The sequence below is a fragment of the Xylanibacter muris genome (assembly GCF_013166605.1).
Lineage (GTDB): Bacteria > Bacteroidota > Bacteroidia > Bacteroidales > Bacteroidaceae > Prevotella > Prevotella muris.
Genome location: NZ_JABKKF010000007.1, coordinates 19652 through 45460, shown reverse-complemented (window position 1 = coordinate 45460; position 25809 = coordinate 19652). Strand labels below are relative to the sequence as shown.

The window sequence follows — 25809 nt, the reverse complement described above, 5'->3', positions numbered from 1 at the left end:
AAAAAAACGGACTGTGCCCTTCCCTACAAGGATGACGCACAGTCCGTTTATCAAAATGCGACTAAACGCGGCTTACTTTATTTAGTTATATCTATGAATGTCACTACACGGTTGAAGTCAACCTCCTCGAACAGTTTGTCTGTAGCTCCCATTCCTTCTGCAGTGATACGGTCTGAAGAAATCTTGTAACGTGTGACAAGAGCTTTCTTAACAGCTTCCGCACGTGCCTTGGAAAGTTTCTCGTTTATCTCGTAACTGCCTTCCGGAGAAGCATAACCCTTTACTAAAATCTTGTGGTCCTTATGTTTCTTCATATACTGGGCAATCATTGATATACTTGCATACTGTGCCGCATCAATAACACTCTTTCCCTGTCTGAAGATAACGGTAGGCTGGAGGATGTTATGTTCCTTATTAACTATTACAGGTGCCGGCTTGTACTTCTTTGCTTCTGCAAGCTGCTTTTCAAGACGTGCAATCTCTTCTGCGTTTCCACTGAGCGCGTTGTCTTTCTCTGTGTTAAGAACACGAAGTTCATTGATCCTGTCGTTCAATGCGTCAATCTCATATTGGTCTCTCTCGACGGCATTCTGGAAATTATGAGTACCGTTGCTGTTGCCGAACTTATAGTTGACACCAACGAGCACACCAAGCGCGGAATTATTTGAATTCATCTTGATTTCATCTCCGTGAGGACCAAGACCGTAGGTGATATTAGGCTCCACATACAACTGCCATGCACGCTTGGCTCCAAGATTGAATGCAAAGTCAAGACCAAGCTTTGATGTCGCTATATTACGGGTGTCGACATTTGCACCGCTATTGCTGAACACATGTCCCCAACCAAGACCGTAAACACCAATCAGCTCAAAAACTCTCGGCTGACCGTTATAACCGCCAAACAGGTTTGTGAAATTTGTCGTTCCCAACACAGATGTGTTAAGTCCTTTCACAAAAGTTCCGAGCGGACGCATATTGCTTCCTTTATTGTCAAAGTAAACCTCACCCTCAAAAGCGAATCCGAAAACGGGAGTAATGTTCCGGCCTATACGAAGACCTGCCGATGGATTAATGTTCCTAAACAATGATGTATGTGTAGTCTTTACATTTGCACCACCATTCACACCTACATACCAATTGTCTGTTAATTTGCTCTCCTTAATACTCTGGGCATTTGCTGTTTCCGCCGACAAAGCTGCGACAGCGAGCATCATAAATAATTTTTTCATAACTGTTGATAATTTAAAATTAGAAACTTGTTTTCTGAATACATGTGCAAAGTAAGCCAAAAGGCAACAATCTGACAAGAACAATTGCGATTAATATACAAATTGGGGATTTATTCCACAATTTCAAAACAATATGTTTTATTTTTATCACAATCAGACGCACAAGACACACGCATTCATCACCATAAAACCGATGTGGATTCCAATCTCTTCATTACTTTTATCCGCATTGATGCAATATTTAACGGATGATTCAGTTATATAATAAAAATACGAGAAAACAAACATACAGAAATGACTCTATATCTATTATATATATTGGTATCATTTGTTGTCAGCATGGCCTGCGGCTTTATCCTCATACCGCTGATTATCCGATTTTGTAGGGCTAACAATCTGTATGATTTGCCAAATGCCAGAAAAGTACATAAACGCGGCATACCACGATTAGGAGGAATATGCTTTGCACCCAACATGCTGTTTGCGGCAATACTGGCCCTTATAGTATTCAATGCCACATCATCCGTGGGAAACAAGATTCAGCTTAATCTATGGGCCGCATATTTCATTATCAGTCTTCTGATGATTTACAGCGTAGGACTGATAGACGACCTTGTGGGACTTGGAGCAAAGACAAAATTCATTGTACAGATAATATCCGCATCCATACTTCCGGCCGCAAACCTTTACATAAACAATCTTTACGGGCTGTTAGGAATATATACCATACCATATTGGATCGGGGCACCGCTGACCGTATTTGTAATAGTATTCATTGTAAATGCCATGAACCTCATCGACGGTATAGACGGACTGTCGGCCGGATTGTCATTTATTTCTCTCGGAGGATTTCTCGTTTTCTTTGCCCTTGAGGGAATGTTCGTCTATTGTGTACTCATAGCCGGACTGATGGGAGTGATCCTTGCTTTCATGTATTTTAATATATTCGGAAAATCCGATAAGGGAACAAAAATATTCATGGGCGACTCAGGAAGCCTCACCATCGGGTTCATTCTTGGAGTAATGCTCATCAAGTATTCCATGATGAACACTGTCGTCATGCCGGTCAAAAACGACAGGCTGATAATGGCATGTACATTACTCATAGTACCGGTGTTTGACGTATGCCGGGTAATAATTGTCAGAAGCAGGCACAGAAAGCCTATATTCGATGCCGACAAGAACCACATACACCACAAGATGATGCGTGCGGGACTTACACAACACGGAGCCTTGAGAAGTATTCTCGGTATGGAGATCATATTCATCATGCTTAATATTTGCCTCTCAAAGTTTATAAACTTCAACTATATTGTCATAACAGATATAATAGTCTGGATGCTGTTCCAGACTGTTATAAACCACTTCATAAGAAAGAACGGCAAAAAAGAATTTCTTATCGAGGCTGAAACGATGACAGAACAGTAAAGGACAAACACTCAATGGATAGAATAAAAAGAATACTGGACATTATATTTTCCGTGACAGGACTTGTCGTTTTGTCGCCCTTTCTCATTATCATATATATATGCCTGAAACTCACGACCAAAGGACCGGCCATCTTCAAACAGGAAAGAGTCGGGCTCGGAGGACGCCCTTTCTATATTTTCAAATTCCGAACAATGATTGTCAACAACGAACTTGACGGAATCCCCCAACTGGCAGAAATAAATGACGGCAGACTTACAAAAACAGGAAAGTTTCTTCGTGAACATCACCTTGACGAACTTCCACAGCTATGGAACGTACTTATCGGCGACATGTCATTCGTCGGTCATCGCCCGGAACGCCAATATTTCATAAACAAAATCATGGAACACCGTCCCGACTACGCGGAGTTGTATGCCATACGCCCCGGTATTACATCAATGGCCACATTGTACAACGGATATACAAGCACGATGGAAAAAATGATAAAACGGCTTGACATGGATCTTGACTATCTTCACCACCGCACACTTTTCTTAGATGCCAAGATAATAACGTATACTATCCTTGGCGTTATGTTAGGAAAGAAAATATAAACCACACGGCGGGAAGAAAGAACAATTTGTATTTCCCGCCACCGTGTAGCGTAATCAGTATTTTCTGAACCAAAGCCTTACTTTATCAGAACGCAGTACCATACTGCCGCCGTCCAACATTTCTACATGGAAACCCTCATCAAGGCTGTTGACTCCAAACGGGCGAAGCAGTTCCACATCCTCGACCTTTGTATCCGACGACATTCTGTCGTCAATATACGGCTCATATAGCAGCAGAGAATCACCCGTATGACTGAACCGGAAAAAGACACAGGCATTCATACCTTTCTTATCCTGAACTTCCAACAGTCTTTTCTGTACTGCCCAATAAATACCTGAGCCACGCATGTCAGTAGAACAGCCCGTAGCAAGAGTGTCCAAAGAACGCAACTGCCAAAAGCCGTCCAGATTGCCGTTTGACGATGTCTGTATCTCACACGATACAAGCAGGACAGCCGCCATCAACGAATAAAATAAGCGTTTCATTTCTTTCTGTTCTTCTTTATATTGAATATTCCCTCCTTTGCCACTGTCAGCTGTAGTCCGTAGTTGTCGCCATAAACATTGCCCAAATCCACACCGAAAGCACCCTTGATGCTCCATCCGTCCAGAGCCGTATACTCCGGAAAGGCATAAACAGCCTCAGCAAGCATATTGAAAGAGCCTTCAGGATTGTCGTAAGGCAAAGAATAAGTGCCGAAACCCTTGCGGTATGTACCGAGAACCCTATACTTCAGATAATAAGAAGGAGCACCGCCAAATCCAAGATGGAAAGCCCAAAAACGGTTGTCCTTCACCATTATCATGCCGTCATCATTATATAAAGGTGAGAGATAAAGAGGATTCCCCATCACCTGCCCCCAATGCTGGAAGCCTGTAAACACATAATGATTATAATAATTGTCGTTGCCGCCTATATGGTCGGAAATGTTTTCCGTATGGTCATGATATATAGGACCGCTCTGATACTTTGTATATATATACTCAAACACGATATTGTTTATCCATGCCGCATTCTTCAGTTTCAGTTCCGCACCGAGCATCATGTCTTTCATCGAATACATAAGATAACGGCTGCGTTTTTTCTCATTCCATTCCATGCCCTGGCCATAACCGTCATAATCAAGGAAGAACATCGATGACTGGTCTTCAAAGAAATGGTCGGCATAAAGTCCGAGATACCACGATTCGTAATCGAAATTCAATCTTATGAGCCAACTGCCCAGCTGGTTTCCCGCAATATTCTGATACTTTCCTTCAACTGACTCAAATCCACCCGGGATAAGAGCATTCCAAAAAGACTTGAAACCACCGCCGTTGTCAACAACATCATAATTCTCGCCATCGGCACCAACATTATATGATTTGCCGCCAAACTGTGCTGCCATTTCAAGCCCGAGCTCAAGCGACACCGGCAGAAACCTGTATTCATTGCCTATCTTTATATATCCCGCCTTGCTATGATAATACGCTCCCTGAGTATACTTTGTACGTTTGCCGGTGAAATCCTTCTGCCAGTTGTCATCTGTAGTCTTTCCGAAAGCGACATGCCCCTTCAAACTTACCCATCCGTTTGTAAACGGCAACGCCCAATATTCCGGCAAAGACATACGTACCTGAGGAACAGGACGCGCATTGATACCAAGCGTCTGTGAACCGGAACTCAACTCCTGGTTTTTCATTTCCATCGGATAATGCTTGCTTCCCACGGTGAGCACTCCTTTCAGCCAGCGTCCTTCAAGAAACGCCTGCTGCACTATCATCCTGCTTGTATAATTCCATGCAGCAACGACATCCACCGTACCGCCAAAATCAAAACGTTTATCGGTTTCGGCCGACACGGGTTTCTCCAACGAGGCTCTAATATAGCCGTTCTCCGTATCAAGAGAACTCAATCCGTATTTGTTTGCATTCAACCACAAAGGCGTATTGTCACCAAACGTGCCCGAACCCTGCATTTCCACCTTATAATGCAACTGTTCTGACTGCCTGTTATCCTTTTCATCTGCATTTGCCGACGATGCAGACAATACAGAAACCACCACGACATGCAACAATATTCTATTTGCCATCATCAATTCTTATTTTCATACAAAACTTTTTCACTGCAAAAATAGTCAAAACATTTTAAATCATATCATCTATAGGTCATTTTTATAGCATGATAATCATACAAATCATCTTGATGTTGACTGAAAGCATAAAAAACACTTTGCCATTATAACAAGTACAATATATAACACATAAAGAACACAAAGAAACATTTTTAATTACGATATGTACAATAATAACATAAAATGAACGATTATAACATATACAACCATATCCTATTATATAACTTTGCATTAAAAATAATAAAAAAAAACTAATGAAAAGGATTCTCTTGATACTTACACTACTATTTACACTACAGACAAGTGCACAAAACCCTGCATTCGTTGACATAATAACAAATATGCAAGCACCTGTATTTCCATCACGCCAGATAAACATTAAAAAGACAGGAGCAGTAGAAGGAAAAATATCAACCGATGCAATACAAAAAGCAATAGACAGAATAGCCAGACAAGGCGGAGGGACAATAACGGTTCCCAAAGGGCATTGGCTCACGGGACGCCTCATATTAAAAAGCAACACAAATCTTTGCATAGAGGAAGGGGCTGTGCTGGAATTTTCCGGCCACATAAAAGACTATCTGCCTGTAGTGGCAACACGAAATGAGGGTGCGGACATTATGTCACTCGGTGCAATGATATATGCATACAACGAAGAAAACATTGCAGTAACAGGAAACGGAACGTTGCTTGCACCAGACTACGACTGTGAGATAAGCAAAAAACAGAACGGTGGCGTTACGCTGGATATGGAACAAAAACTGAAAACAGATAAGTTATCCGACGGTTCTAACGGCCGGGTATTCATGCCAACATTCATAGGTCCGGTGAAATGCAGCAATATTCTCATAGAAGGCGTTACTTTGAAACGTTCCATATTCTGGAACATTGTTCCTGTATACAGCAAAAATATAATAATAAGAAACATAACAGTAAGCAGCCACGGGCATGGACGTACAGACGGCATAGACATAGACTCGAGCCAAGATGTACTGATAGAGAATTCCACGCTCGACTGTGGCGACGACTGTTTCACGCTTAAATCAGGACGTGGCGAGGAAGCCGTAGATTTAGGAATCCCAACAGAAAACGTAGTAATAAGAAACTGTCATATAAAACGCGGAACAGGTGGAATAACCATAGGTAGCGAAACAGCCGGTATGGTACGCAACATATATGCAGAAAACATAATAATGGATAACCCGGTGCATGCCATATACATAAAGACAAGACGTCCGCGTGGAGGAGGAGGTGAGAATATATGGATAAAAAACATAACAGTCAATAAGTCAAGATCTGCTGCCATAAACATAGACATGTTAGGGTCAGAAAGATTTGTCGGTGAGCTTGGAAGACGTATGCCCGAAAGAGAAGTAAATAAACTGACTCCTTGTTTCCGAAACATATTCATAAACGATTTTGAGATCAACAGCTGTAAAACACTCTTAAAGGCAAAAGGACTTCCGGAAAGCCCTATAGAAAACCTGATTATAAAAGGTATAAAATCTAACTGTAAGACAATAAGCATGCACGACACAGGTAAGTTTGAGATAAGTTTCAATGAATAGTATAAATAATAATGAGAACATTTATCACCATATTAATAGCTATAGGCTATAGCCTTATATGCAAGGCGCATTATAGAGAATATATTACGTTGAACGACGGATGGACAATAAAACCGATATCCGCATCACAACGTAATGCAAAATCAGAAGCAGTGACATTGCCTCATACGTGGAACAATAAGTATACCAACGGGACAAACTACAACCGTGAGACAATGGTATATCAGCGCGAGCTTAGCGTCACAGACAAGATGAAAGAAGGCAAACGTCTGTTTTTGTATTTCGAAGGCGTGAACTCTGTTGCCAATGTTTTCGTCAACTATACTTCAGCAGGTTCCCACAAAGGAGGATATACCGCTTTCTGCATAGAAATTACCGATTTGGTGCATGTCGGAAGCAACCAACTGGAAGTATGGGCCGGCAATGCGTTCCGTACCGATGTGTTGCCGATAAGCGGTGACTTCAATGTGCAAGGCGGAATCCACAGACCAGTACGGCTCATCATCACTTCACAGGATTGCATAGCTCCCGACTTCCATGCCTCACCAGGCATTCTTATCACCCAAAGCGATGTGAATGAGCGCAACGCGACATTAGACATAAAAACGATTCTTTCTATAAATGAGGTATCCGGCAGTTATTCTGTCCGTTCTACCGTATATGACCGCGACAACAACCAGAAAGGAATCCATACGGAGAACCTGAAAACAACAGAAAGCAAAAAGCATTCATTCTGCATATCAAAAATAAACATTCCCAAACCACATCTATGGAACGGACTCCACGACCCTTATTTATATAAGGTGAGAGTTGAGCTTTTAAAAAACGGCAAAGTAATAGACATGATTGAACAGCCGCTCGGAATAAGGTATTTTTCTATCAGTGCAGACAAGGGATTTTTCCTTAACGGAAAGCCTTACGACCTACACGGTTTCAACCGTCACGATGACTTCTACGGCACAGGTTCGGCACTGACCATGAAAGAATATCTCCGAGACATTGAACTAATCAAAGAATCATACGCCACAGTCGTGCGCCTTGCCCACTACCCTCACGGTGAACCGATATACAACCTTAGCGACTCCGCCGGTGTCATCTTATGGACGGAGATTCCTTTATGCGGCCCGGGAGGATATCTCTTCACAGGATTCGTAAACGATGTGAGAGACAATGCCATACAGACACTGAAAGAAATGATATATTAGAAAATGAACCATCCGTCGGTGATGTTCTGGGGACTGTTCAACGAACTTCTTATCAACGATGGAAAGAGGTTCAGGCAATACGATGACCCTCGCCCGTTACTCAAAGAATTGAATGCGACAGCTCACCAGACAGATCCGTCACGCCTCACATGCTTTGCGACATGTGTAGACCATAGAGAATTTTTCGGTATATCGGACCTCATGGCATGGAACAAATACTTCTCTTGGAAATCTGCGGAAACAAACAGTGCGGAATTTTTCGACAAGGCAAAAGCTGATGCAAACGGATATCCGGTAGGAGTGTCTGAATACGGAAGCGGCGGAAGTCCGTGGCAGCACGGAGAACCGACAATGTATAAAAAAGACAAGTTCCCGTCAAATTATCATCCGGAAGAATATCAGGCGATTTGTCATGAGAACTATTGGAAGGCATTGGCAATACGCCCATGGCTGTGGATTAAAACAATATGGCAGTTCTCAGACATGATGTCGTGCATCAAAAACGAAGGTGACACTCCCGGACAAAACGACAAGGGACTGGTGACCTACAATCGTGAAACAAAAAAAGACGCCTATTATTTCTATAAGGCAAACTGGAGTTGCATGCCGGAAGCAGGTAAAGGAAAAAAGACGCCAATGTTGCACTTATGTTCCAAACGCTTTAAAGAAAGAATACATCCTGAAACGGAAGTAAAGGCATACACCACCTGCAAAGAAGCCACACTTTTTGTCAACGGAAAGAAAATCTCCACTCAAAAGGCCGACAGTATGCATAGGGTAACATGGAATATCACTCTGAGAAAAGGCTCCAACAGTATAAGGGTAACAGCCAACGGAGGTCTACAGGAGGAAACCTTATGGGTTTTAAAATAAAAAAAACGTCATAACACTATACTAAAGCCGCTTTCAAGGACGGACACACCTGGCATATCACCGTGTGTCCGTCCTTGTCATATCACATACACTCACCTATAGGGATTTTCCCCAAACAACTTAGGGAAAATCCTTTGCATGAAAAATTCTTTCCTGTTATCTTTGCAACAGAATAAGAAACATGAAGTATAACAATTAATAGAAACACGACCATGAAACGGATTATATTGACAATAGCGGCAATACTGACGATAGCAGTATCAGCAAACGCGATGAGTTATGAGCAGGCACGCAACGAGGCTCTGTTTCTCACAGACAAGATGGCATACGAGCTCAATCTTTCAGATGCACAGTATGACGCGGCATACGAGATAAATCTTGACTATCTGATGGGCGTTACGGGCCGCGACAACGTATACGGTACATACTGGACACGCAGAAATCTCGACATAAGCTATATATTGCTTGACTGGCAATGGAAAGCGTTTCAGGCCGCAACATACTTCTACCGCCCTCTGTACTGGAGCGCCGGATTTTGGCATTTCGGCATTTATGCACGTTATCCTCACAGAAACTATTTCTACTTCGGACGTCCCACGGTATACGTATCGTACAGAGGCGGCCACAGCTGGAGACACCATGGAGGAAAGGGATATTATTACGGCAAACGCCACCAGCTGCGCCCTAAGAAAAACGGTCACTTCGGTATGAGAGACAAATGGAACCGTGGAGATTTCAAAGGCAGCCATAACAGTTCAACACACGTGACTGTAAACAATAAAAACGGAAACACTCCGGGAAACAACGGAGGATTCGGTGGCAACAGAAAGAACGGACATTTCGGCAACAACCGTAATGACAAAGGCACAGAACATAAAGGCGGAAGCGGCACAATACGTCCGAAAAGAACGGAAAACAACGGTTTCAAACTTGAAAGAATAAATTCGGGCAATGACGTGATGCAGAAAAAAGAGGATGTAAGGACTGTAGACAAAAGGTCTGAAAGCATTTCAAGAAAGCATTTCGAACCGAACAGTATCCGCAATGACAGGCAACCTTCTGTGAACAAGAGCACATCACAGCCGTCAAACAGAGGATTCGGAGGCTCAAGAAACAATATGGAAAGAAAGCCTTCTACCCAAAGCAGAGGCAACAAATCATTCGGAAGCCCATCAAACAGAGGTAACGGCAGTTCATTCAGTGCTCCAAAGGGCAACAGCGGCAACAGGTCGTTCGGCTCGCCCGGAAAAAACAGCCGCGGATTCGGAGGTTCAAGAAACAACACCTCTTCATTCAGGGCACAGAAGACATGAAAACTGATTTATGCAGACATTCTTTATAGTTGAGTACTTTAATATTTCCGTTGGGATGTGGCAGACCCGTTCTGCCACATCCTTTTTTTACCTAAATCATCAACACCCTCACCTCCGCATTATCCATCCTTTCTATATCCTTCATGTCTTTATTGTAATATACGGCCTGTACGGCCTTGTTTATTATCCCGTGTCCAACGGCAAGAACCGTCATGCCAGGATACCGCTCTCTTATATACTCAAGAAAACTCCCCGCCCTTTCCCTCAAGGCATCTGCCGTCTCTATGTCATCCGGCCACTCTTCTCCCGCAAGCGACGGAATGAAACGCCCCGTGAAACTTCCCCAGTCACGCTCACGCAACAACGGTGTTGTCTCAACGGACATATTACGCCGAGAGGCGATAATCTCCGCAGTATCCACGGCACGCTTCAAATCACTTGCGACAAAAGCGTCTATATGCACACCCGAGAGGCTCCCGCACAGGGCTACAGCCTGTGCCTTACCCATATCCGTCAGCCGTCCGTGAGTCTGCCCCTGCATTATGCGGGCAGCATTATCCGCGGTCTGGCCATGTCTTGCCAAATAAAGTTTTGTCATATTAACCCTGTATTCCCTATTTTTATGATTTTTATATAAAAGTCATTATAATACTTACAAAAGTAATGAAAATATTTTGTTTTCAGATTACTTTTTCATACATTTGCGAACATAACCATTAAATTCAAAAGCGTATGAAGTTTATTCAAAGTTCCGTTTTCCGTGCAATATGCGCCATAATCACAGGCTGCCTGCTCATCAAGTATCCTGACAATACCGTAGTTTGGATAACAATGGCAATAGGCATTCTGTTTTTCCTGTCGGGTGTGATATCGTGTATATCATATTTAAATTCGCGCCGCGATACAAACGATTATACAATTACCGATGCCACAGGAAATATAATAAGCAGAAAACCGATGTTCCCCATTGTCGGAATAGGATGCATGATACTCGGTCTCATGCTCGCGCTAACCCCCGGAATATTCATCAAGGCACTAATGTATATAATGGGAGCCGTTGTCATCATCGGTGCCCTAAGCCAGTTTTTCAGCCTCTCGGGTGCAAGACGGATAGCCCGTGTGCCATGGATGTTGTGGGTATGTCCGTCGCTGCTTCTTATCGTAGGGCTGTATGTGGTAATAAAACCTATGGAAAGCGCCGCACTGCCTATGATTATACTTGGATGGTGCAACCTTCTATATGGGGTAACGGAAATCATAAACTACATAAACATAAACCGGATTACCAAAAAGCTCGATTCAGGACAAGACCCTATTGAATAAAAAGCGTCAGGCTTAAAAAATATTTCTATCAGCCCTAAAAAACGAAGCGTGGGGAATCAGTCGGAAAAACTTACCGTCAGGCTCCTCACCTGCTGTTGTCATTGACTTATGTTTCAACCGAATTGTCGGCCCGGCAGAAAATCCGTGGGGATCAAGCTACAGGATAGCAAACACGATATAGATATGCCAAAGCACCTGTGAATATACACTAATACAAAACCAGACATCTATCCCCAAAAGCAGTGACGTGTCTTTGGCCATATCTCGAAGGTATCGCTGTAAAAACACGCATTAGTATGTTATTTCACACAATAATAACACTTATGAAATATTTTTGTAACAACAGATAAATAACTTTGTCCCAAGTTTTACAAAACAACGTAATATTATGGAAATACTATTCTTTGGAATCATCGTCTTTCTGTTCTTACTGGCAATATTCGACCTGTCAGTAGGAGTAAGCAACGATGCTGTCAACTTCCTCAACTCTGCCATAGGCTCCAAGGCAGCACCGTTCAAACGAATCTTAATCATCGCTGCCACAGGAGTGTTCATAGGAGCCGTAATGAGCAACGGAATGATGGACATCGCACGCCATGGCATATTCAGGCCGGAACACTTTTCATTCTACGAACTTATGTGCATCTTCATGGCTGTGATGGTGACAGACATAATACTTCTCGATATCTTCAACTCCCTCGGCATGCCTACCTCTACCACCGTATCAATGGTGTTTGAGCTTCTCGGTGCGACCTTTGCCGTGGCAATGGTGAAGATTATCGCAGACACCGGCACACTATCCGTAAACGACCTGCTTAACACCGAGAAAGCACTTTCCGTCATTGTAGGAATATTCCTCTCGGTGGCCATTGCCTTCTTCTTCGGAACCATCGTTCAGTTTCTCACACGAATGTACTTCTCGTTCGACTACAAGAACAAGATGAAATGGAAAATCGGAATCTTCGGAGGTTTGGCTACCACGGCACTGATATACTTCCTGCTCCTGAAAGGAGTGAAAGACATGGCCTTTATGACAGCCGGAGCCAAGGAATGGATAGACGACAATACCGTCTTGATTCTCACCGGCAGCATGGTCCTGTCCACCGCCATAATGCAGATTCTGCATATCTGCAAGATAAACGTGCTGAAGCTGATTGTACTGATGGGCACATTCTCACTCGCCATGGCCTTTGCCGGCAATGACCTTGTAAACTTCATCGGAGTGCCTTTAAGCGGTCTGTCGTCATACACCGACTATACGGCCAACGGCGCCGGCAACCCGCACACATTCATGATGGACTCACTCAACGGACCGGCAGACACTCCGGTATATTTCCTGTTCGCAGCAGGAGTGATAATGGTGACGGCACTCGCCACATCAAAGAAAACACAAAACGTATCGAAGACAGAAATAGGTCTCGGGAGCCAAGGCGGAGGCGACGAGATGTTCGGCTCGTCACGTGTGGCAAGGAAACTCGTGCGCATGGTGATCTCTACACACAGCCGTCTAAAACAATACGTGCCCGTCAGGGTAAGAACATGGATAAACAGACGCTTTGACACATCGCAGACCATAGTAGAAGACGGAGCTGCATTCGACCTTGTACGCGGATCGATAAACCTCACTCTCGCAGGAATGCTTATAGCTGTGGGAACATCGCTCAAGCTGCCTCTATCAACGACATTTGTAACCTTTATGGTGGCAATGGGAACATCGCTTGCCGACCGTGCATGGGGTCGCGAAAGCGCAGTCTTCCGCATCACAGGAGTGATATCCGTCATCGGAGGATGGTTCATTACCGCCGGAGCCGCATTCATAGGAGCCGGAATAATCGTCCTGGTGATGTACTGGGGAGGATTTCCTGCCATGACACTTGCCGCCATAGCCGCAATTGTCCTGTTGATAAGAAACAACAGAAAATTCAGGCAAAAGACGGAGAAAGAACAGGACGGAACACTCTTCCAGACCATCATAACCACAGAGGACAAGACTCAGGCATGGGAACTCCTGCTAATATACATGACCGAACACAAAAAAAAATTCATTACCCAGGCATTGGACAATTATAAAAGCATCGCCTCCGGATTCACTAATGACGACATAAAACCATTGGAACTATCGGAGAAGATCCTCACAAAGGAAAAAGCTGTGCTTAAAAACGAGCGTAGAAAGGAAACACTGTGCCTCAGACTTGTCAATAAGGAGACGGCAATAGAAAAAAGCGCATGGTTTTATCTGATGAACAACTCGTGCATGTCGATGACATACAACCTGCGACGCATGAATGAGGTATGCAAAGAACATGTCGAGAACAATTTCAGGCCTCTTCCAAAAGCATTCCTCAAAGACTTCACACCCGTATATTCCGAAACAGTATCAATAATGGACGATGCATGCGATGCCATAGAACACGGCAGTCTCGAGACAATAACATCCATACGTAAACGATGCGACAACGTGAAAGACCGCATATCCGTCATCTGCCAGAGCATCTTCGGCCAACTGCATGGAGGCGATGCAGGCAATCTTGCCGTCACGTACGTATATCTCAACCTGCTGCAGGAAACACAGGAAATGATGTCGGCATTGCGCAAACTCATGAGAGCCACTTATAAGCTTCGCCAGAACACCGTTGCCCAAATATGATTGAGCGGTGTTGTTCCGCTTGACACGTGCCAAAGGCACGTCCCATACATGGAGGATGAAAGCAACAAACGGCTTACTAAAAAGAAGAAGACCCTCAGACCCCAAAAGTGGAGAGAAAGGAAGACTATATGGAAGCATCTGATGGAGATGCAGGACCCTGCCACAAGTAGGGACATCGCTTTGCGATGTGTACAATGTTTAATCATACGTTAATGACAATGCATATAATACGCAGAAGGCACGTACATGCATATTGGATGATTGTAATGAAATCCAATGTTTTCGGTAAGTCGGATCAGATGTGTTGACAGACAATACGCCAAAACGCTTTCTTTTGTAATAAAAATTCAGGAAACGATTTCACCCCGTTTTTTAGACTTTTGTGAAACTTATAACATATTGAGATACAAGACGTTATCTACAAACAAAAAGTATGCCAAAAATGAATGGCCTGTTCATGCTTGATGAATAGGCCATTCACGGCCGATGAACATGCCATTCATTGAGCATGAACAGGCTATTCATCGGAAGAGAATTCTACATGCACCAAAAGAGTAAATATATTTCAAAATTTTCAAAAGAATCGTGTTTTTTTAATAAATTAACAGTACGCGTTACCTGAGCGCAACACTATTCTTTCATTATCGAGAAAACAAACATAAGTCCGCCTTCCTTTCTGTTTTCAACGGAAATCGTGCCGCCATGTATGATAACGGCGTTTTTCACGATGGAAAGACCGAGGCCTGTGCCCCCCATAAGTCGTGAACGCCCTTTGTCTATACGATAGAAACGTTCGAAAATACGTGGAAGATGCTCCTCAGGAACACCGACGCCATCATCGTAGACAGAAAAGGTATACTGCAAAGATGTCTCTCCCACCAACGAGACAACAAGCTCGGTACCACCGGAATATGCAATCGCATTATCAGCCAGATTACGGAATATGGAGCTTATCAACATCGCATTGCCTTTGACCATTATTCCAGGAGGCAACATAATCCTCACGGTCATATTCTTATTATGAAGCCCGCCCGCTATGTCATCGCAGATATCATCCACAATCCCGTTCACGTCAAGCATTGTCTTCTCTATTAACCGTGTTCCGTCATCCATGCGCGTTATCACCGATACATCATCAAGCAGCCTTCCGAGACGTTCCGTATTGGCATGACAACGTTTCAGAAAATCTTTTCTGCGTGCCTCTTCTAGTTCCGGATGGTCTATAAGTGTCTCCAGACAAACCTTGATAGACGCGACAGGAGTCTTCAACTCATGATTGATATTGTTGGTAAGCTGTTTCTTTATCCGTATCTTCTCCTGCTCTTCATGCATTGCAATCCTGTGTTCACGGTCAAGCTCTGCCGTTGTGCGCTGCAGACGTGCATACAGACGTATTATATGTCGGGAAATACTGCCAAGTTCGTCATGGGGAAACGGTTCGTTGTCATAGATCCTCTCGCCACGCTCAGCCCGCTCGGCAAATCCGTTAAGACGGCTTATCGTCCTGCCGATGCGGCGCGTGGCAAAATATCCCACAATGCTTATGCCTAACGTCACGGCAAGCATGAACCACAGAAACGACCCGTCGGCTTTCAACACATCCTGAAGCGAAACAGAGTATGGCACCGCCGACCGGACTATGCCGACATCGCCTTTCGTAGCTGAATAGAAATATGTGTCATTGGTACTGTGGGAGTGACGCCGTATAGTATAGCCGCTGCCTTTTCTTACTGCCTCTGACACTTCTGAACGGCTGAGATGATTTTCTGTCGGCAACTTGTCGAGAGAATTGTCAAACACTACATTTCCCTCCATATCAACAACCGTAACACGCAGTCCGCCGATAGGCTTGACAGATTTCTGCAGGATATCCGTTATCGTGTCACCGGCCGAGATTGCATCAAGAATATGATTGTTATAAAGCTGAAGCTGCGCGTTGAACATCTCCACCTTAAACCGTTTCTCACGATCATACTGAAATGCAAGAAAACACAACACCAACACCCACGACAGTCCCAAAAGAATCAGGAACAGACGCGCATGGTATGAAAGTTTCAAACCGTTTACCATACAATTCAGCCTTTAAATCCATATCCGTATCCCACACGCGTCACGATATGGTTTCCGTAACGGCCTACCTTTGAACGCAAACGGGTGATATTCACATCGACAACCCTGTCGACAACAACGACCTCGCTCGGCCACACCTTCGAGAGTATCTCACTGCGCGAGAATATCCTTCCCCTATTTGTCAAAAGCATACAAAGCAATTCAAACTCTTTCTTTGTGAGCCTTACCTCGTTGCCGTCAACAGTGCAACGCTTCAACGACAAATCAAGAGAAAGTCCTTCATAAGCCATTAAATTCTTGTCATTTCCTTTGTCTGCGGAACAATAAACGCGCTTCAGAACAGCCTTCACCCTCACAAGCACGTTCCTTATGGAATAAGGCTTGGAGATATAGTCATCGGCACCTATATTGAAACCAGCCACCATATCATCCTCACTGTCTCTGGCCGTACAGAAGATTACCGGTATGCCTGCCGTTTCCGGACGCCCTTTCAAGATCCTCGCCATCTTGAAACCGTTCATTTCGCCCATCATCACATCGAGCAATATCAGCGAATATCTTGTTATATCCATGCCGAGAGCCTCTTCGGCACTGTTTGCCACATCCACCGCATACCCCTCAAGTTCGAGATTTAACTGAAGGGCCTCGCAAAGTGTCTCTTCGTCTTCAACGACCAATATCCTGTATTCATCCATAGACAGTATGTGTTTCGTTCTTTAACGTTTTCTCAGTATTACATAAATGACTACAGGCGCACCTATTATAGGTGTAATGGCATTCAGCGGTATGATACCGTTTCCGCTAGGCATCACACTGACGAGATTGCACAGCATGGCAACGGCCGCACCTGTAAGTATTGTAAAAGGCATAAGCACTATATGCCTGTCGGTGTGCATAATCATGCGTGCGATATGCGGCACGGCGAGACCTATGAACGATACAGGACCGCAAAATGACGTAACCACAGCTGTGAGAACACCTGTTATCACAAGCAGCGAATTACGTATCATCGGAATATTATAACCAAGATTTTCCGCATACCTGTCACCTAACAACAGGGCGTCAAGAGGCTTTATCAGAAATACCGAGGCTGTTAGTCCGGCAAGAAGCAACGCGGCAAACACCGGCATAGTGCCCAGCGAAACATCACCGAAATTCCCCATTCCCCATATAACGTACGATTTCACCCCGTCCTGAGTGGCAAAAAAATTAAGCAACGAGATAACCGATGACGACAAATAGCCTATCATTATGCCTATGATAAGAAGCATCACATTGCTCCTGACAAAAAGTGAGAAGAAGAATATTACGGCCGTAATACCCATAGCACCAGCCAATGCAGCGACAAGCACCGCCGCCATCCCGGAAAAAGAGAACACTGTGGCCGAAAGTCCACCTCCCATGAGCAATATGACAACGGCCGCCCCCAATGCCGCCCCGCTGCTTATACCGAATACCGACGGATCGGCAAGAGGATTGCGGAAAGCCGTCTGAAGCATCATTCCGCTGACAGCAAGCGAGCCTCCGGCAAGCAAGGCTGTCAGAGCCTGAGGCAAACGTGAATTCATTATAATGAAACGCCAGCTCTCCCTGACGGTATCGTCTCCCGTAAGCACCGCCCATACGGCATCAAAGGGAATATCTGCCGAACCGTATAAAAGGTTTGCAAGAAACAATCCGGCAAGCAATACCGAAAGCAACAATATGAAAAGAATGGAACGTTTTATAAAAATACAGGAATACTTCATCTTACAGGCTTAAAGTATCTGAGATTTCCGGCTAACCGTATTTCCGGATGGAATATCATTACAAGGTCGGAGAGGAAATGGTCGGGATGGAACGGTGTCTCCTCAAAAAACATAGTCCGCTCAAGATTACATCCGTAACAGTTGCGGTTGCGCACGGCTTTCAATTGCCCATAACCCTCAAATTCTGAAAGTATATCCGTATAGGTTATGTCGCGGTCGAGACTGTAACGGAATATCCATACATCGGCATCACCGCATTTGTCAAGCACCGTCTCGAAAGGCAGGGCAAGGCTGCCGGAGCGGCTGTCATCAGAAAAAGCGTATGATATGCCGGCATCACTTATCATCGAGCCAAGAGTACTCTTTCCTCCGGGCATATACCAAACAGAACCCGTACGCCGATCTATAACAGCGGATGGTCTCGCAACAGACTTTGCAACCGCATCTTTCAGCCTGTTGTAGTTTCTGTCAACGGAATTGAATATGGAGTCGGCCTTAGAACCGCATCCGAAAAGCATACCGTAAAACCGAATCCACTCGGCACGGCCGAGTGCTGTCGGCTCCATATAATCGGCACATTCTATCAGAGGCACTCCGAGTTCGTCTATCTTGCCATAACCACCACTGTTCTCAAACGGAGAAACAAGCATAGCATCGGGACTTATATCTATAATCCGCTCTATATCCGGAGAATAGCCGTCACCGACATCCGCCACCTTTCCCTCCTTACACAACTGCTGTAAAGACCCGAGCTTAATATATTTCCTGTCTGCCACTCCGGCTATAGCCCCTATGCGCCCGAGTTCAGCTATAAGGCTTGTATGCACAGTGGAAAAGGGGACGCAACGCCTCAAAGGTATCCGTATCACCGTTCCTTCTGGAAAATCCTCCACCCGGCTACCTTCAGGCACAAGCACATATTTATGCAGTGTCTTTCCTTTATGCCAAGGGTCGGCAATATCCACTTGGGTGAAAGCCTCATGCCGTATCACGGTCAACAACCGCGAATACTTCATCCTGACAGTATCGCCATCCGTGAGCGCAAACGCAGCACCGGACCGCCCGCACGACTCCATAAAGAACAACGACAGCACCGAAGCTGCCATACAGCACACCACGGCAACCGCCATACCTCTTCCATTTATCTTCTTTACACAAGCCATAATCTGTCGTCAACCAAACACTTTCATCTTTTCTCTTTCAACACTATTTCTCCTCAACCAACAGACAATGTAGAATACGTTCCGCGGTACGCCCGTCCCATCGGTCGGGAAGAGTTCCGTGTTTCCACTCTCCGGAAAGCATCTTTTTCACAGCATCGAAAAGCATGGCGGCATTCTCGCCCACAAGTACGTTCGTACCGGTCTTGACAGTCTCCACATGCTCGGTATAGCTGTTAAGAGTGATACACGGAACATTGTTGAACGTCGCTTCCTCAGCAACGTTGCCCGAATCCGTTACGACTCCAACAGCATTGGCCGCCAGGTATCCGAACTCAAGATATTTCAACGGTTCTATCAAGCGTATACACAAATCTTCCGGCATAAGCCTCTCCACCGTCTCACGCGCACGCCCTCTCAGCGGAGCCAGAATCATCATGCCGGCAGAGGCTTCCGCCATGCTGCGAAGCATGGCTCTCAAATTATCCTCATTATCCATAAGCGCACGGCGGTTCAATGTGAACAGCATGTATTTTCCTTTCTCGAGTCCCATTGAATCCCACAATGCCGGACGACACAGCCTGCCATGGTTGTAGCGAAGCGTGTCCATAAGAATGTTTCCTACCATATATATACGTGAAAGCTCCGCCCCCGCGCGTGTGGCCACACTGCTCGAACCGGCTCCTGCCGTAAACAGCATGTCACTGAGACCGTCTATGACGAGGCGGTTTATTTCTTTCGGCATGTTTATATCGAATGAACGCGTGCCGGCAACAAGATGCGCAAGTCTGACACCGGCCTTCTTTGTCACTATGGATACAGCCATAGTAGAAGCAAGATCGTCTACAACAATGACTATATCGGTCTGATTGGCGGCAAGATAACGTTCAAAAGCACCCATCACCTGACCTGTAAGTTCATTAAGGCTCACACAGTCAACACCAAGAAAAGCATCCGGACGCTTTATGCCCAAATCATCATAAAGCGTGGGTTCAAGCGTAGGGTCGTCTTCCTTGCCGGTATACACAAGTCTATAGTCCACCGGCTCTCCTTTTTCCCTTGCATTTATAATAGCGCGTACAAGCGGGGCCACCTTCATGAAGTTAGGACGGGCACCCACAACAATACAAATGTTTTTCATATAAATTCTATTCAATGTCATAAATCAGCCTTACATGTTTTTTACTGCTTTAATATAATCAAGAAACCGATTACCCATTAATAAGAATAGGAAGTATTGCTTCAAATTACAATAATACAGGGTAATGCTTTGCATGATTGTTTCCGTTGCCGTATAAAGTACTCCGGCTATACTATATCGTAAATATTGTTCTCCATGGCCAACTGCGTATCGGGAAACACAGCCCGCGCCTCTTTCAGCAGAAGATTCTCGTTGTCGTATCTTGCCGAATAATGTCCCAAAAGAAGCTTGCCTACCTTGGCTTCGCAGGCAACACGCGCAGCCTGTGCCGCAGTGGAATGATAGTACTTGCAGGCGTTGGCTTCATTATCATCACCGTATGTACTCTCATGATACAGCATACTCACTCCATTCACAATATTATGAAGCTCAGGCATATACCTCGTGTCACTGCAATAAGCATACGACCGGACAGGATCAGGAGGCAGCGTAAGCCTTTCATTAGGAATGACGGTTCCATCAGGCATCACCCAATCCATTCCTTCGCGTATGTTGTTTATCTGACTCAATGGCACCTTATAGAAATCTATCATATTTCTGTTTATATGACGCCTTGACGGCTTTTCCCTGAACAGGAATCCGCAACACGGAATCCTGTGGTCGAGCGGAAAGGCGGTGACTGTCATGCTTCTGTCTTCATAAATAATTTCCTCGCGTCCACAGTCTGTCGGATGGAAAACGACCTCATATTCCAACCCTGTACAGAAGAAATCCATCATTGAACGCAACACCGGCTCAAAATCATGATGCGCATATATATGAAGCGGTGCGGTGCGGCCAAGCATGCCGAACGTTGAGATCATACCGATAAGTCCGAAACAATGGTCACCGTGAAGATGTGAAAGAAACACATGACCAAGTTTTGTAAATCTTATCCTTGAACGTCTTAACTGCAACTGCGTTCCCTCACCACAGTCTATCATAAACATCTTTCCACGCAACTCAACAATCTGCGATGTGGGATTATGGCGCAATGTCGGAAGGGCGCTTCCACACCCAAGCACATGTATTCTGAACGGCTGCATAAAATAAGGTTTATTAACAAGCAAACGTAAATCAAAAGACCGTCACATTTTTCTCACATATCTGTATATGCGCGTCGTGTCATCCGTATCCGAATACACAAACGAGTCGGCATCAAGCTTCAGTATTTCAAAAACACAACGCCGACAGTTTATAGATGCGGCCGTCTGGCCTCCGGATGTTTTTCGGATATTTACAGAAACAGCGGCATCATTATCGGTCGAGTCTCTCTCCAGAACAAGTTTTCCGTTTACTATGCTCCATGAACTGTAATTAACTGGCATTCCACAGGAAGTCATACTCCCGTCTCTGTCTATCCGAACTGTTGCTTTTCCGTTTCCGGCAAGCATCCAAGTTCCGGCCATAGTAGTTTCGTTTATGACGAGCAACGCCTTCGTACTGTCAGGATTCAGTACTACCGCCATGCGGTCGCCTACGGCATATCCGCCAAACACCTTGCCTGTATCATAAGCATCGACAAGTTCCAGATTAAGCGTGTCGCTGTCATCCGTAATAAACTCGAGGGTATTCATCGAAGATCCGTCACCGCAGGTTCCAAAGACCGTTAAGCTCACCTGTGCGGTATCTTTTTCTTCTTCCGTACTTTCTCCCGTAAAATGCCTGTTGCAGCATGTAAATAAAAACAGCGAGGAGAAAGTCATTGACAATATAAATAATCTGTTACGGCACATAAAACTATTTCTTTTCATTTTTCTTTGCCTCATTCCACAGGTCGTCCATCTCCTGTAGCGTCATGTCCTTTAAAGGCTTGCCTGCCTTTATACTATGTTCCTCTATATAATTGAAACGCCTGATAAACTTTTCATTTGTCCTCTCAAGAGCCGTATCGGGATTTATGTGATAAAGACGTCCGGCGTTGATTATGCTGAAAATAAAATCACCGAATTCCTCAAGCGAGCGTTCCTTGTCACCTTTTCCGAGTTCGGTCTCAAGTTCCGAAAGCTCTTCCCTCACTTTTCCCCATACGTCTTGCCTGTCCTCCCAGTCAAAGCCCACATTACGTGCCTTGTCCTGTATCCGATAAGCCTTGATAAGCGACGGCAGTGCAGAAGGTACTCCCGAAAGCACGCTTTTATTTCCGTCTTTCTCCTTAAGTTTTATCTGCTCCCAATTCTCTATTACGTCCTTTGCGGTCCTCACATCCTGCAATGCCACGTCATTTTCCGCCTTTTCCCCGTATGGAAGAGGTCTTGGTGCAGGCGCGCCAACCTGTGAAGGATGATAGACATGAGGATGGCGGAATATGAGTTTGTCCACAAGACCGTTGTAAACATCCGCAATATCGAACTGTCCTTTCTCGGCTCCTATCTTCGCATAAAAACAAACATGCAGCAGCACATCGCCAAGTTCTTTGCAAATGTCATGTACGTCATCTTTCATAAGCGCATCGCAAAGCTCGTATGTCTCCTCTATAGTGTTGGGACGCAGACTTTGATTTGTCTGCTTTCTGTCCCACGGACATTTATCCCTGAGTGTATCCAGCACATCAAGCAGACGTCCGAAAGCCTCCATTTTTTCTTGTTTTGTATGCATGGTAAATTATTTTAATTATGCAAAAGTAATAAAATTCCACGGATTTTTAGTAATTTTGCACCGTTTTATAAAGAAATTAAATATAATAAATACAAGTATATGGAATTAGCAAGCAAATACGACCCGCAAGCAGTGGAATCAAAATGGTATCAGTACTGGCTTGACAATAAACTGTTCAGCAGCAAGCCCGACGGCCGTGAACCTTACACAATTGTCATCCCTCCGCCTAACGTGACCGGTGTGCTGCACATGGGGCACATGCTAAACAACACCATCCAGGACATTCTCGTGCGCAGGGCACGCATGGAAGGCAAGAACGCATGTTGGGTTCCGGGTACAGACCATGCGTCAATAGCCACGGAAGCTAAAGTCGTAAACAGACTTGCACAACAGGGCATACAGAAAACCGATCTCACTCGCGACGAGTTCCTCAGGCACGCATGGGACTGGACAAACGAACACGGAGGCATTATTCTTAAACAGCTGCGCAGACTCGGGGCAAGCTGCGATTGGGACCGCACGGCATTCACTATGGACGAAACACGCTCCAAAGGGGTATTGAAAGTCTTCTGCGACCTTTACAACAAGGGACTCATATACCGCGGCGTAAGAATGGTTAATTGGGATCCTAAAGCCAAGACAGCCCTTTCAGACGAGGAAGTGATATATAAGGAGGAGCATTCAAAACTCTACCACCTGCGCTATATGGTCGTTGAAGAGCCTGGAAAATATGCCGTTGTTGCAACCACACGCCCCGAGACAATCATGGGTGACACCGCAATGTGTATAAATCCTAACGACCCAAAGAACGCATGGCTGCGCGGAAAGCACGTGATAGTGCCGCTCGTAGGACGCGAAATACCGGTAATCGAGGACGAATACGTCGACATTGAATTCGGAACAGGATGCCTGAAGGTGACTCCCGCACACGACATCAACGACCATGCACTCGGACTGAAGCACGGCCTTGAGACCATTGACATTTTCAATGACGACGGCACCCTGAGCGAGGCTGCCGGAATGTATGTCGGCATGGACAGAATGGAAGTGCGCAAGCAGATAGAGAAAGACCTCACTGACGCCGGACTGATGGAGAAAGTCGAGGACTACACCAATAAGGTGGGATACTCCGAACGTACCAGCGTGCCTATCGAGCCAAAACTGTCAACACAGTGGTTCCTATCCATGAAACATTTTGCCGATATAGCACTGGCTCCCGTTATGGATGACGACATCATGTTCTACCCATCTAAATACAAGAACACCTACCGCCACTGGCTCGAGAACATCAAAGACTGGTGTATCAGCCGTCAGCTATGGTGGGGTCACCGCATTCCTGCATACTACTATACAACAGCCGAAGGCAAAAAAGACTTTGTCGTTGCCGAAACACAGGAAGAAGCTCTTGAACTGGCAAAAAAGAACGCCCCCGGTATAACAGCCGAGGATATGGAACAGGACAGCGACTGCCTCGATACATGGTTCTCAAGCTGGCTATGGCCGATCTCTGTATTCGACGGTGTGAACAACCCCGACAATGAAGAGATAAACTACTACTATCCTACAAGCGACCTCGTTACCGGTCCAGATATCATCTTCTTCTGGGTGGCACGAATGATTATGGCAGGATACGAATATCGCGGCAAGATGCCTTTCAAGCATGTATACTTCACGGGTATCGTCCGCGACAAGCTCGGCCGCAAAATGTCAAAGAGCCTCGGCAACTCCCCCGACCCACTTCTGCTCATAGACAGATACGGAGCCGACGGAGTGCGTATGGGCATGATGCTCGCCGCACCGGCCGGAAACGACATCCTGTTTGATGAGGCACTCTGCGAGCAGGGACGTGCATTCAACAACAAGATATGGAACGCCTTCCGCCTCGTGAAAGGATGGCAGACAGCCGATGTCCCGCAGCCGGAGACAAGCAGAATCGCAACGGAATGGCTCGACGCAAAACTGCGTAAGGCAAACGGAGAAATCAACGGGCTATTCAGAAAATACCGCATATCCGAAGCATTGATGACTGTCTACAAGCTGTTTTGGGACGAATTCTCAAGCTGGTATCTCGAAATGATAAAGCCTGCATACGGACAGCCTATCGACAGCACCACATACAATGCCACATTAGGATTCTTTGAGACATTGCTCAAAATGTTGCATCCGTTCATGCCGTTTATCACGGAAGAGCTGTGGCAGCACATCTACGACCGCAACAAAGGCGAGTCAATCATGCGCGACAGACTGGATATTCCTGCCGCGACAGAAGAGGATGAGAAACTGACAGACGCGATGGAAAACGTCAAGCAGATTGTAAGCAGTGTGCGAATGATACGCAACCAGAAGAACATAGCACAGAAAGACGCGCTTGAACTTCAGACCGTAGGCACGAACAATTACTCCGGGTTCACAAGCGTCATCGTCAAGATGGCAAACCTCAGTGCTGTCAATACCGTTGAAAGCAAGGATTCATCAGCGTCCGCATTCATGGTCGGCACAGACGAGTTTGCAGTGCCTCTCGGTGACAAGATTGACGTTCAGGCTGAGATTGAAAAGCAGGAGGCACAGCTGAAGCATCTCGAAGGTTTCCTTGCAGGCATAAACAAAAAACTTTCCAACGAGAAATTTGTTGCCAACGCACCTGAGGCTGTTGTGGCACTCGAGCGTAAGAAACAGAGCGACAGTGAAGAGAAAATCGCCGCACTGAAAGAGAGTATCGCCGCACTGAAGGGGAAATAACGTATATCCTCAAGAGAG

General features: G+C 45.2%; 20 protein-coding genes and 1 pseudogene. 9 read left to right on the top strand and 12 right to left on the bottom strand.

The features are described from left to right. Window positions 1-77: 77 nt before the first annotated feature. The gene (locus HPS56_RS08385; RefSeq protein ID WP_172275700.1) at window positions 78-1229 is read right to left on the bottom strand and encodes an OmpA family protein; all 1152 of its coding nucleotides are present in this window, start codon (window positions 1227-1229) and stop codon (window positions 78-80) included. A 294-nt stretch (window positions 1230-1523) separates the two neighbouring features. Here HPS56_RS08385 and HPS56_RS08380 point away from each other — a divergent pair, with 294 nt between their 5' ends. Beyond that, a complete protein-coding gene (locus HPS56_RS08380) occupies window positions 1524-2657 on the top strand; it encodes an MraY family glycosyltransferase (RefSeq protein WP_172275699.1) in 1134 nt (377 codons plus the stop codon). 14 nt (window positions 2658-2671) lie between these two features. Continuing rightward, complete coding sequence (locus HPS56_RS08375; RefSeq protein WP_172275698.1) at window positions 2672-3253, top strand: sugar transferase; 582 nt, start codon at window positions 2672-2674, stop codon at window positions 3251-3253. A gap of 54 nt (window positions 3254-3307) precedes the next feature. On the opposite strand, the gene HPS56_RS08370 is transcribed toward HPS56_RS08375, so the two are convergent. Further along, on the bottom strand, window positions 3308-3739 hold the full coding sequence (locus HPS56_RS08370) for a lipocalin-like domain-containing protein (RefSeq protein ID WP_172275697.1): 432 nt from the start codon (window positions 3737-3739) through the stop codon (window positions 3308-3310). Beyond that, window positions 3736-5325 carry a capsule assembly Wzi family protein gene (locus HPS56_RS08365; protein ID WP_172275764.1) on the bottom strand — a complete coding sequence of 530 codons (1590 nt, stop codon included), beginning with the start codon at window positions 5323-5325 and terminating at the stop codon, window positions 3736-3738. Before HPS56_RS08365 ends, HPS56_RS08370 begins: the two co-directional genes overlap by 4 nt. A gap of 383 nt (window positions 5326-5708) precedes the next feature. On the opposite strand from HPS56_RS08365, the gene HPS56_RS08360 reads away from it, so the two are divergent. From HPS56_RS08360 to HPS56_RS08350, 4 genes and pseudogenes are all read left to right on the top strand, one after another. Next, entirely contained in the window at window positions 5709-6935 is a 1227-nt protein-coding gene (locus HPS56_RS08360; protein ID WP_253952428.1) for a glycoside hydrolase family 28 protein, read from the top strand. A gap of 11 nt (window positions 6936-6946) precedes the next feature. Further along, window positions 6947-8701 (top strand): annotated as a pseudogene (locus HPS56_RS13365) (glycoside hydrolase family 2 protein); the annotation flags it as partial. Between the two features lie 42 nt (window positions 8702-8743). Then, window positions 8744-9013 (top strand): DUF4982 domain-containing protein, encoded by a 270-nt coding sequence (locus tag HPS56_RS13480; protein WP_349665785.1) that lies wholly within the window; start codon window positions 8744-8746, stop codon window positions 9011-9013. Window positions 9014-9225: 212 nt separating this feature from the next. Further along, a complete protein-coding gene (locus tag HPS56_RS08350; RefSeq protein WP_216655780.1) occupies window positions 9226-10326 on the top strand; it encodes a hypothetical protein in 1101 nt (366 codons plus the stop codon). A gap of 91 nt (window positions 10327-10417) precedes the next feature. On the opposite strand, the gene HPS56_RS08345 is transcribed toward HPS56_RS08350, so the two are convergent. Further along, window positions 10418-10924: a histidine phosphatase family protein gene (locus HPS56_RS08345; RefSeq protein ID WP_172275695.1), complete on the bottom strand. Its 507-nt coding sequence runs from the start codon at window positions 10922-10924 to the stop codon at window positions 10418-10420. Between the two features lie 134 nt (window positions 10925-11058). Between HPS56_RS08345 and HPS56_RS08340 the strand changes: the two genes are divergently transcribed. Both HPS56_RS08340 and HPS56_RS08335 read left to right on the top strand, forming a co-directional pair. After that, complete coding sequence (locus tag HPS56_RS08340; RefSeq protein ID WP_172275694.1) at window positions 11059-11649, top strand: HdeD family acid-resistance protein; 591 nt, start codon at window positions 11059-11061, stop codon at window positions 11647-11649. A 388-nt stretch (window positions 11650-12037) separates the two neighbouring features. Beyond that, on the top strand, window positions 12038-14296 hold the full coding sequence (locus HPS56_RS08335) for an inorganic phosphate transporter (RefSeq protein WP_172275693.1): 2259 nt from the start codon (window positions 12038-12040) through the stop codon (window positions 14294-14296). A 630-nt stretch (window positions 14297-14926) separates the two neighbouring features. Here HPS56_RS08335 and HPS56_RS08330 read toward each other — a convergent pair. The 8 genes from HPS56_RS08330 to mazG form a co-directional block, all read right to left on the bottom strand. Next, window positions 14927-16366 (bottom strand): sensor histidine kinase, encoded by a 1440-nt coding sequence (locus tag HPS56_RS08330; protein ID WP_172275692.1) that lies wholly within the window; start codon window positions 16364-16366, stop codon window positions 14927-14929. A gap of 5 nt (window positions 16367-16371) precedes the next feature. Beyond that, a complete protein-coding gene (gene phoB / locus HPS56_RS08325; RefSeq protein ID WP_172275691.1) occupies window positions 16372-17061 on the bottom strand; it encodes a two-component system response regulator PhoB in 690 nt (229 codons plus the stop codon). A gap of 21 nt (window positions 17062-17082) precedes the next feature. Beyond that, window positions 17083-18093: an iron chelate uptake ABC transporter family permease subunit gene (locus HPS56_RS08320; RefSeq protein ID WP_172275763.1), complete on the bottom strand. Its 1011-nt coding sequence runs from the start codon at window positions 18091-18093 to the stop codon at window positions 17083-17085. A gap of 17 nt (window positions 18094-18110) precedes the next feature. Continuing rightward, complete coding sequence (locus HPS56_RS08315) at window positions 18111-19277, bottom strand: ABC transporter substrate-binding protein (protein ID WP_253952425.1); 1167 nt, start codon at window positions 19275-19277, stop codon at window positions 18111-18113. Between the two features lie 43 nt (window positions 19278-19320). After that, window positions 19321-20415, bottom strand: coding sequence for a UDP-N-acetyl glucosamine 2-epimerase (locus HPS56_RS08310; protein WP_172275690.1), 1095 nt, complete (start codon window positions 20413-20415; stop codon window positions 19321-19323). A gap of 167 nt (window positions 20416-20582) precedes the next feature. Next, complete coding sequence (locus tag HPS56_RS08305; protein ID WP_172275689.1) at window positions 20583-21500, bottom strand: ribonuclease Z; 918 nt, start codon at window positions 21498-21500, stop codon at window positions 20583-20585. Between the two features lie 42 nt (window positions 21501-21542). Next, window positions 21543-22208: a lipocalin family protein gene (locus tag HPS56_RS08300; RefSeq protein ID WP_172275688.1), complete on the bottom strand. Its 666-nt coding sequence runs from the start codon at window positions 22206-22208 to the stop codon at window positions 21543-21545. Continuing rightward, window positions 22195-23052: a nucleoside triphosphate pyrophosphohydrolase gene (mazG, locus tag HPS56_RS08295; protein ID WP_172275687.1), complete on the bottom strand. Its 858-nt coding sequence runs from the start codon at window positions 23050-23052 to the stop codon at window positions 22195-22197. The genes HPS56_RS08300 and mazG overlap by 14 nt, the downstream gene beginning before the upstream one ends. Before the next feature lie 99 nt (window positions 23053-23151). Between mazG and HPS56_RS08290 the strand changes: the two genes are divergently transcribed. Continuing rightward, window positions 23152-25791, top strand: a complete 2640-nt coding sequence (locus HPS56_RS08290; RefSeq protein WP_172275686.1) for a valine--tRNA ligase — start codon at window positions 23152-23154, stop codon at window positions 25789-25791. Window positions 25792-25809 lie beyond the last annotated feature (18 nt).

Excerpts from the sequence above, each read along its gene's own strand:
- HPS56_RS13480 (WP_349665785.1), top strand. The coding sequence starts at position 8,744 with ATGCCGGAAGCAGGTAAAGGAAAAAAGACGCCAATGTTGCACTTATGT.
- HPS56_RS08345 (WP_172275695.1), bottom strand. The coding sequence starts at position 10,924 with ATGACAAAACTTTATTTGGCAAGACATGGCCAGACCGCGGATAATGCT.
- HPS56_RS08305 (WP_172275689.1), bottom strand. The coding sequence starts at position 21,500 with ATGCAGCCGTTCAGAATACATGTGCTTGGGTGTGGAAGCGCCCTTCCG.
- HPS56_RS08330 (WP_172275692.1), bottom strand. The coding sequence starts at position 16,366 with ATGGTAAACGGTTTGAAACTTTCATACCATGCGCGTCTGTTCCTGATT.
- HPS56_RS08360 (WP_253952428.1), top strand. The coding sequence starts at position 5,709 with ATGCAAGCACCTGTATTTCCATCACGCCAGATAAACATTAAAAAGACA.
- mazG (WP_172275687.1), bottom strand. The coding sequence starts at position 23,052 with ATGCATACAAAACAAGAAAAAATGGAGGCTTTCGGACGTCTGCTTGAT.
- HPS56_RS08290 (WP_172275686.1), top strand. The coding sequence starts at position 23,152 with ATGGAATTAGCAAGCAAATACGACCCGCAAGCAGTGGAATCAAAATGG.
- HPS56_RS08375 (WP_172275698.1), top strand. The coding sequence starts at position 2,672 with ATGGATAGAATAAAAAGAATACTGGACATTATATTTTCCGTGACAGGA.
- HPS56_RS08380 (WP_172275699.1), top strand. The coding sequence starts at position 1,524 with ATGACTCTATATCTATTATATATATTGGTATCATTTGTTGTCAGCATG.
- HPS56_RS08365 (WP_172275764.1), bottom strand. The coding sequence starts at position 5,325 with ATGGCAAATAGAATATTGTTGCATGTCGTGGTGGTTTCTGTATTGTCT.
- HPS56_RS08300 (WP_172275688.1), bottom strand. The coding sequence starts at position 22,208 with ATGAAAAGAAATAGTTTTATGTGCCGTAACAGATTATTTATATTGTCA.
- HPS56_RS08340 (WP_172275694.1), top strand. The coding sequence starts at position 11,059 with ATGAAGTTTATTCAAAGTTCCGTTTTCCGTGCAATATGCGCCATAATC.
- HPS56_RS08385 (WP_172275700.1), bottom strand. The coding sequence starts at position 1,229 with ATGAAAAAATTATTTATGATGCTCGCTGTCGCAGCTTTGTCGGCGGAA.
- HPS56_RS08310 (WP_172275690.1), bottom strand. The coding sequence starts at position 20,415 with ATGAAAAACATTTGTATTGTTGTGGGTGCCCGTCCTAACTTCATGAAG.
- HPS56_RS08315 (WP_253952425.1), bottom strand. The coding sequence starts at position 19,277 with ATGGCTTGTGTAAAGAAGATAAATGGAAGAGGTATGGCGGTTGCCGTG.
- HPS56_RS08350 (WP_216655780.1), top strand. The coding sequence starts at position 9,226 with ATGAAACGGATTATATTGACAATAGCGGCAATACTGACGATAGCAGTA.
- HPS56_RS08370 (WP_172275697.1), bottom strand. The coding sequence starts at position 3,739 with ATGAAACGCTTATTTTATTCGTTGATGGCGGCTGTCCTGCTTGTATCG.
- phoB (WP_172275691.1), bottom strand. The coding sequence starts at position 17,061 with ATGGATGAATACAGGATATTGGTCGTTGAAGACGAAGAGACACTTTGC.
- HPS56_RS08335 (WP_172275693.1), top strand. The coding sequence starts at position 12,038 with ATGGAAATACTATTCTTTGGAATCATCGTCTTTCTGTTCTTACTGGCA.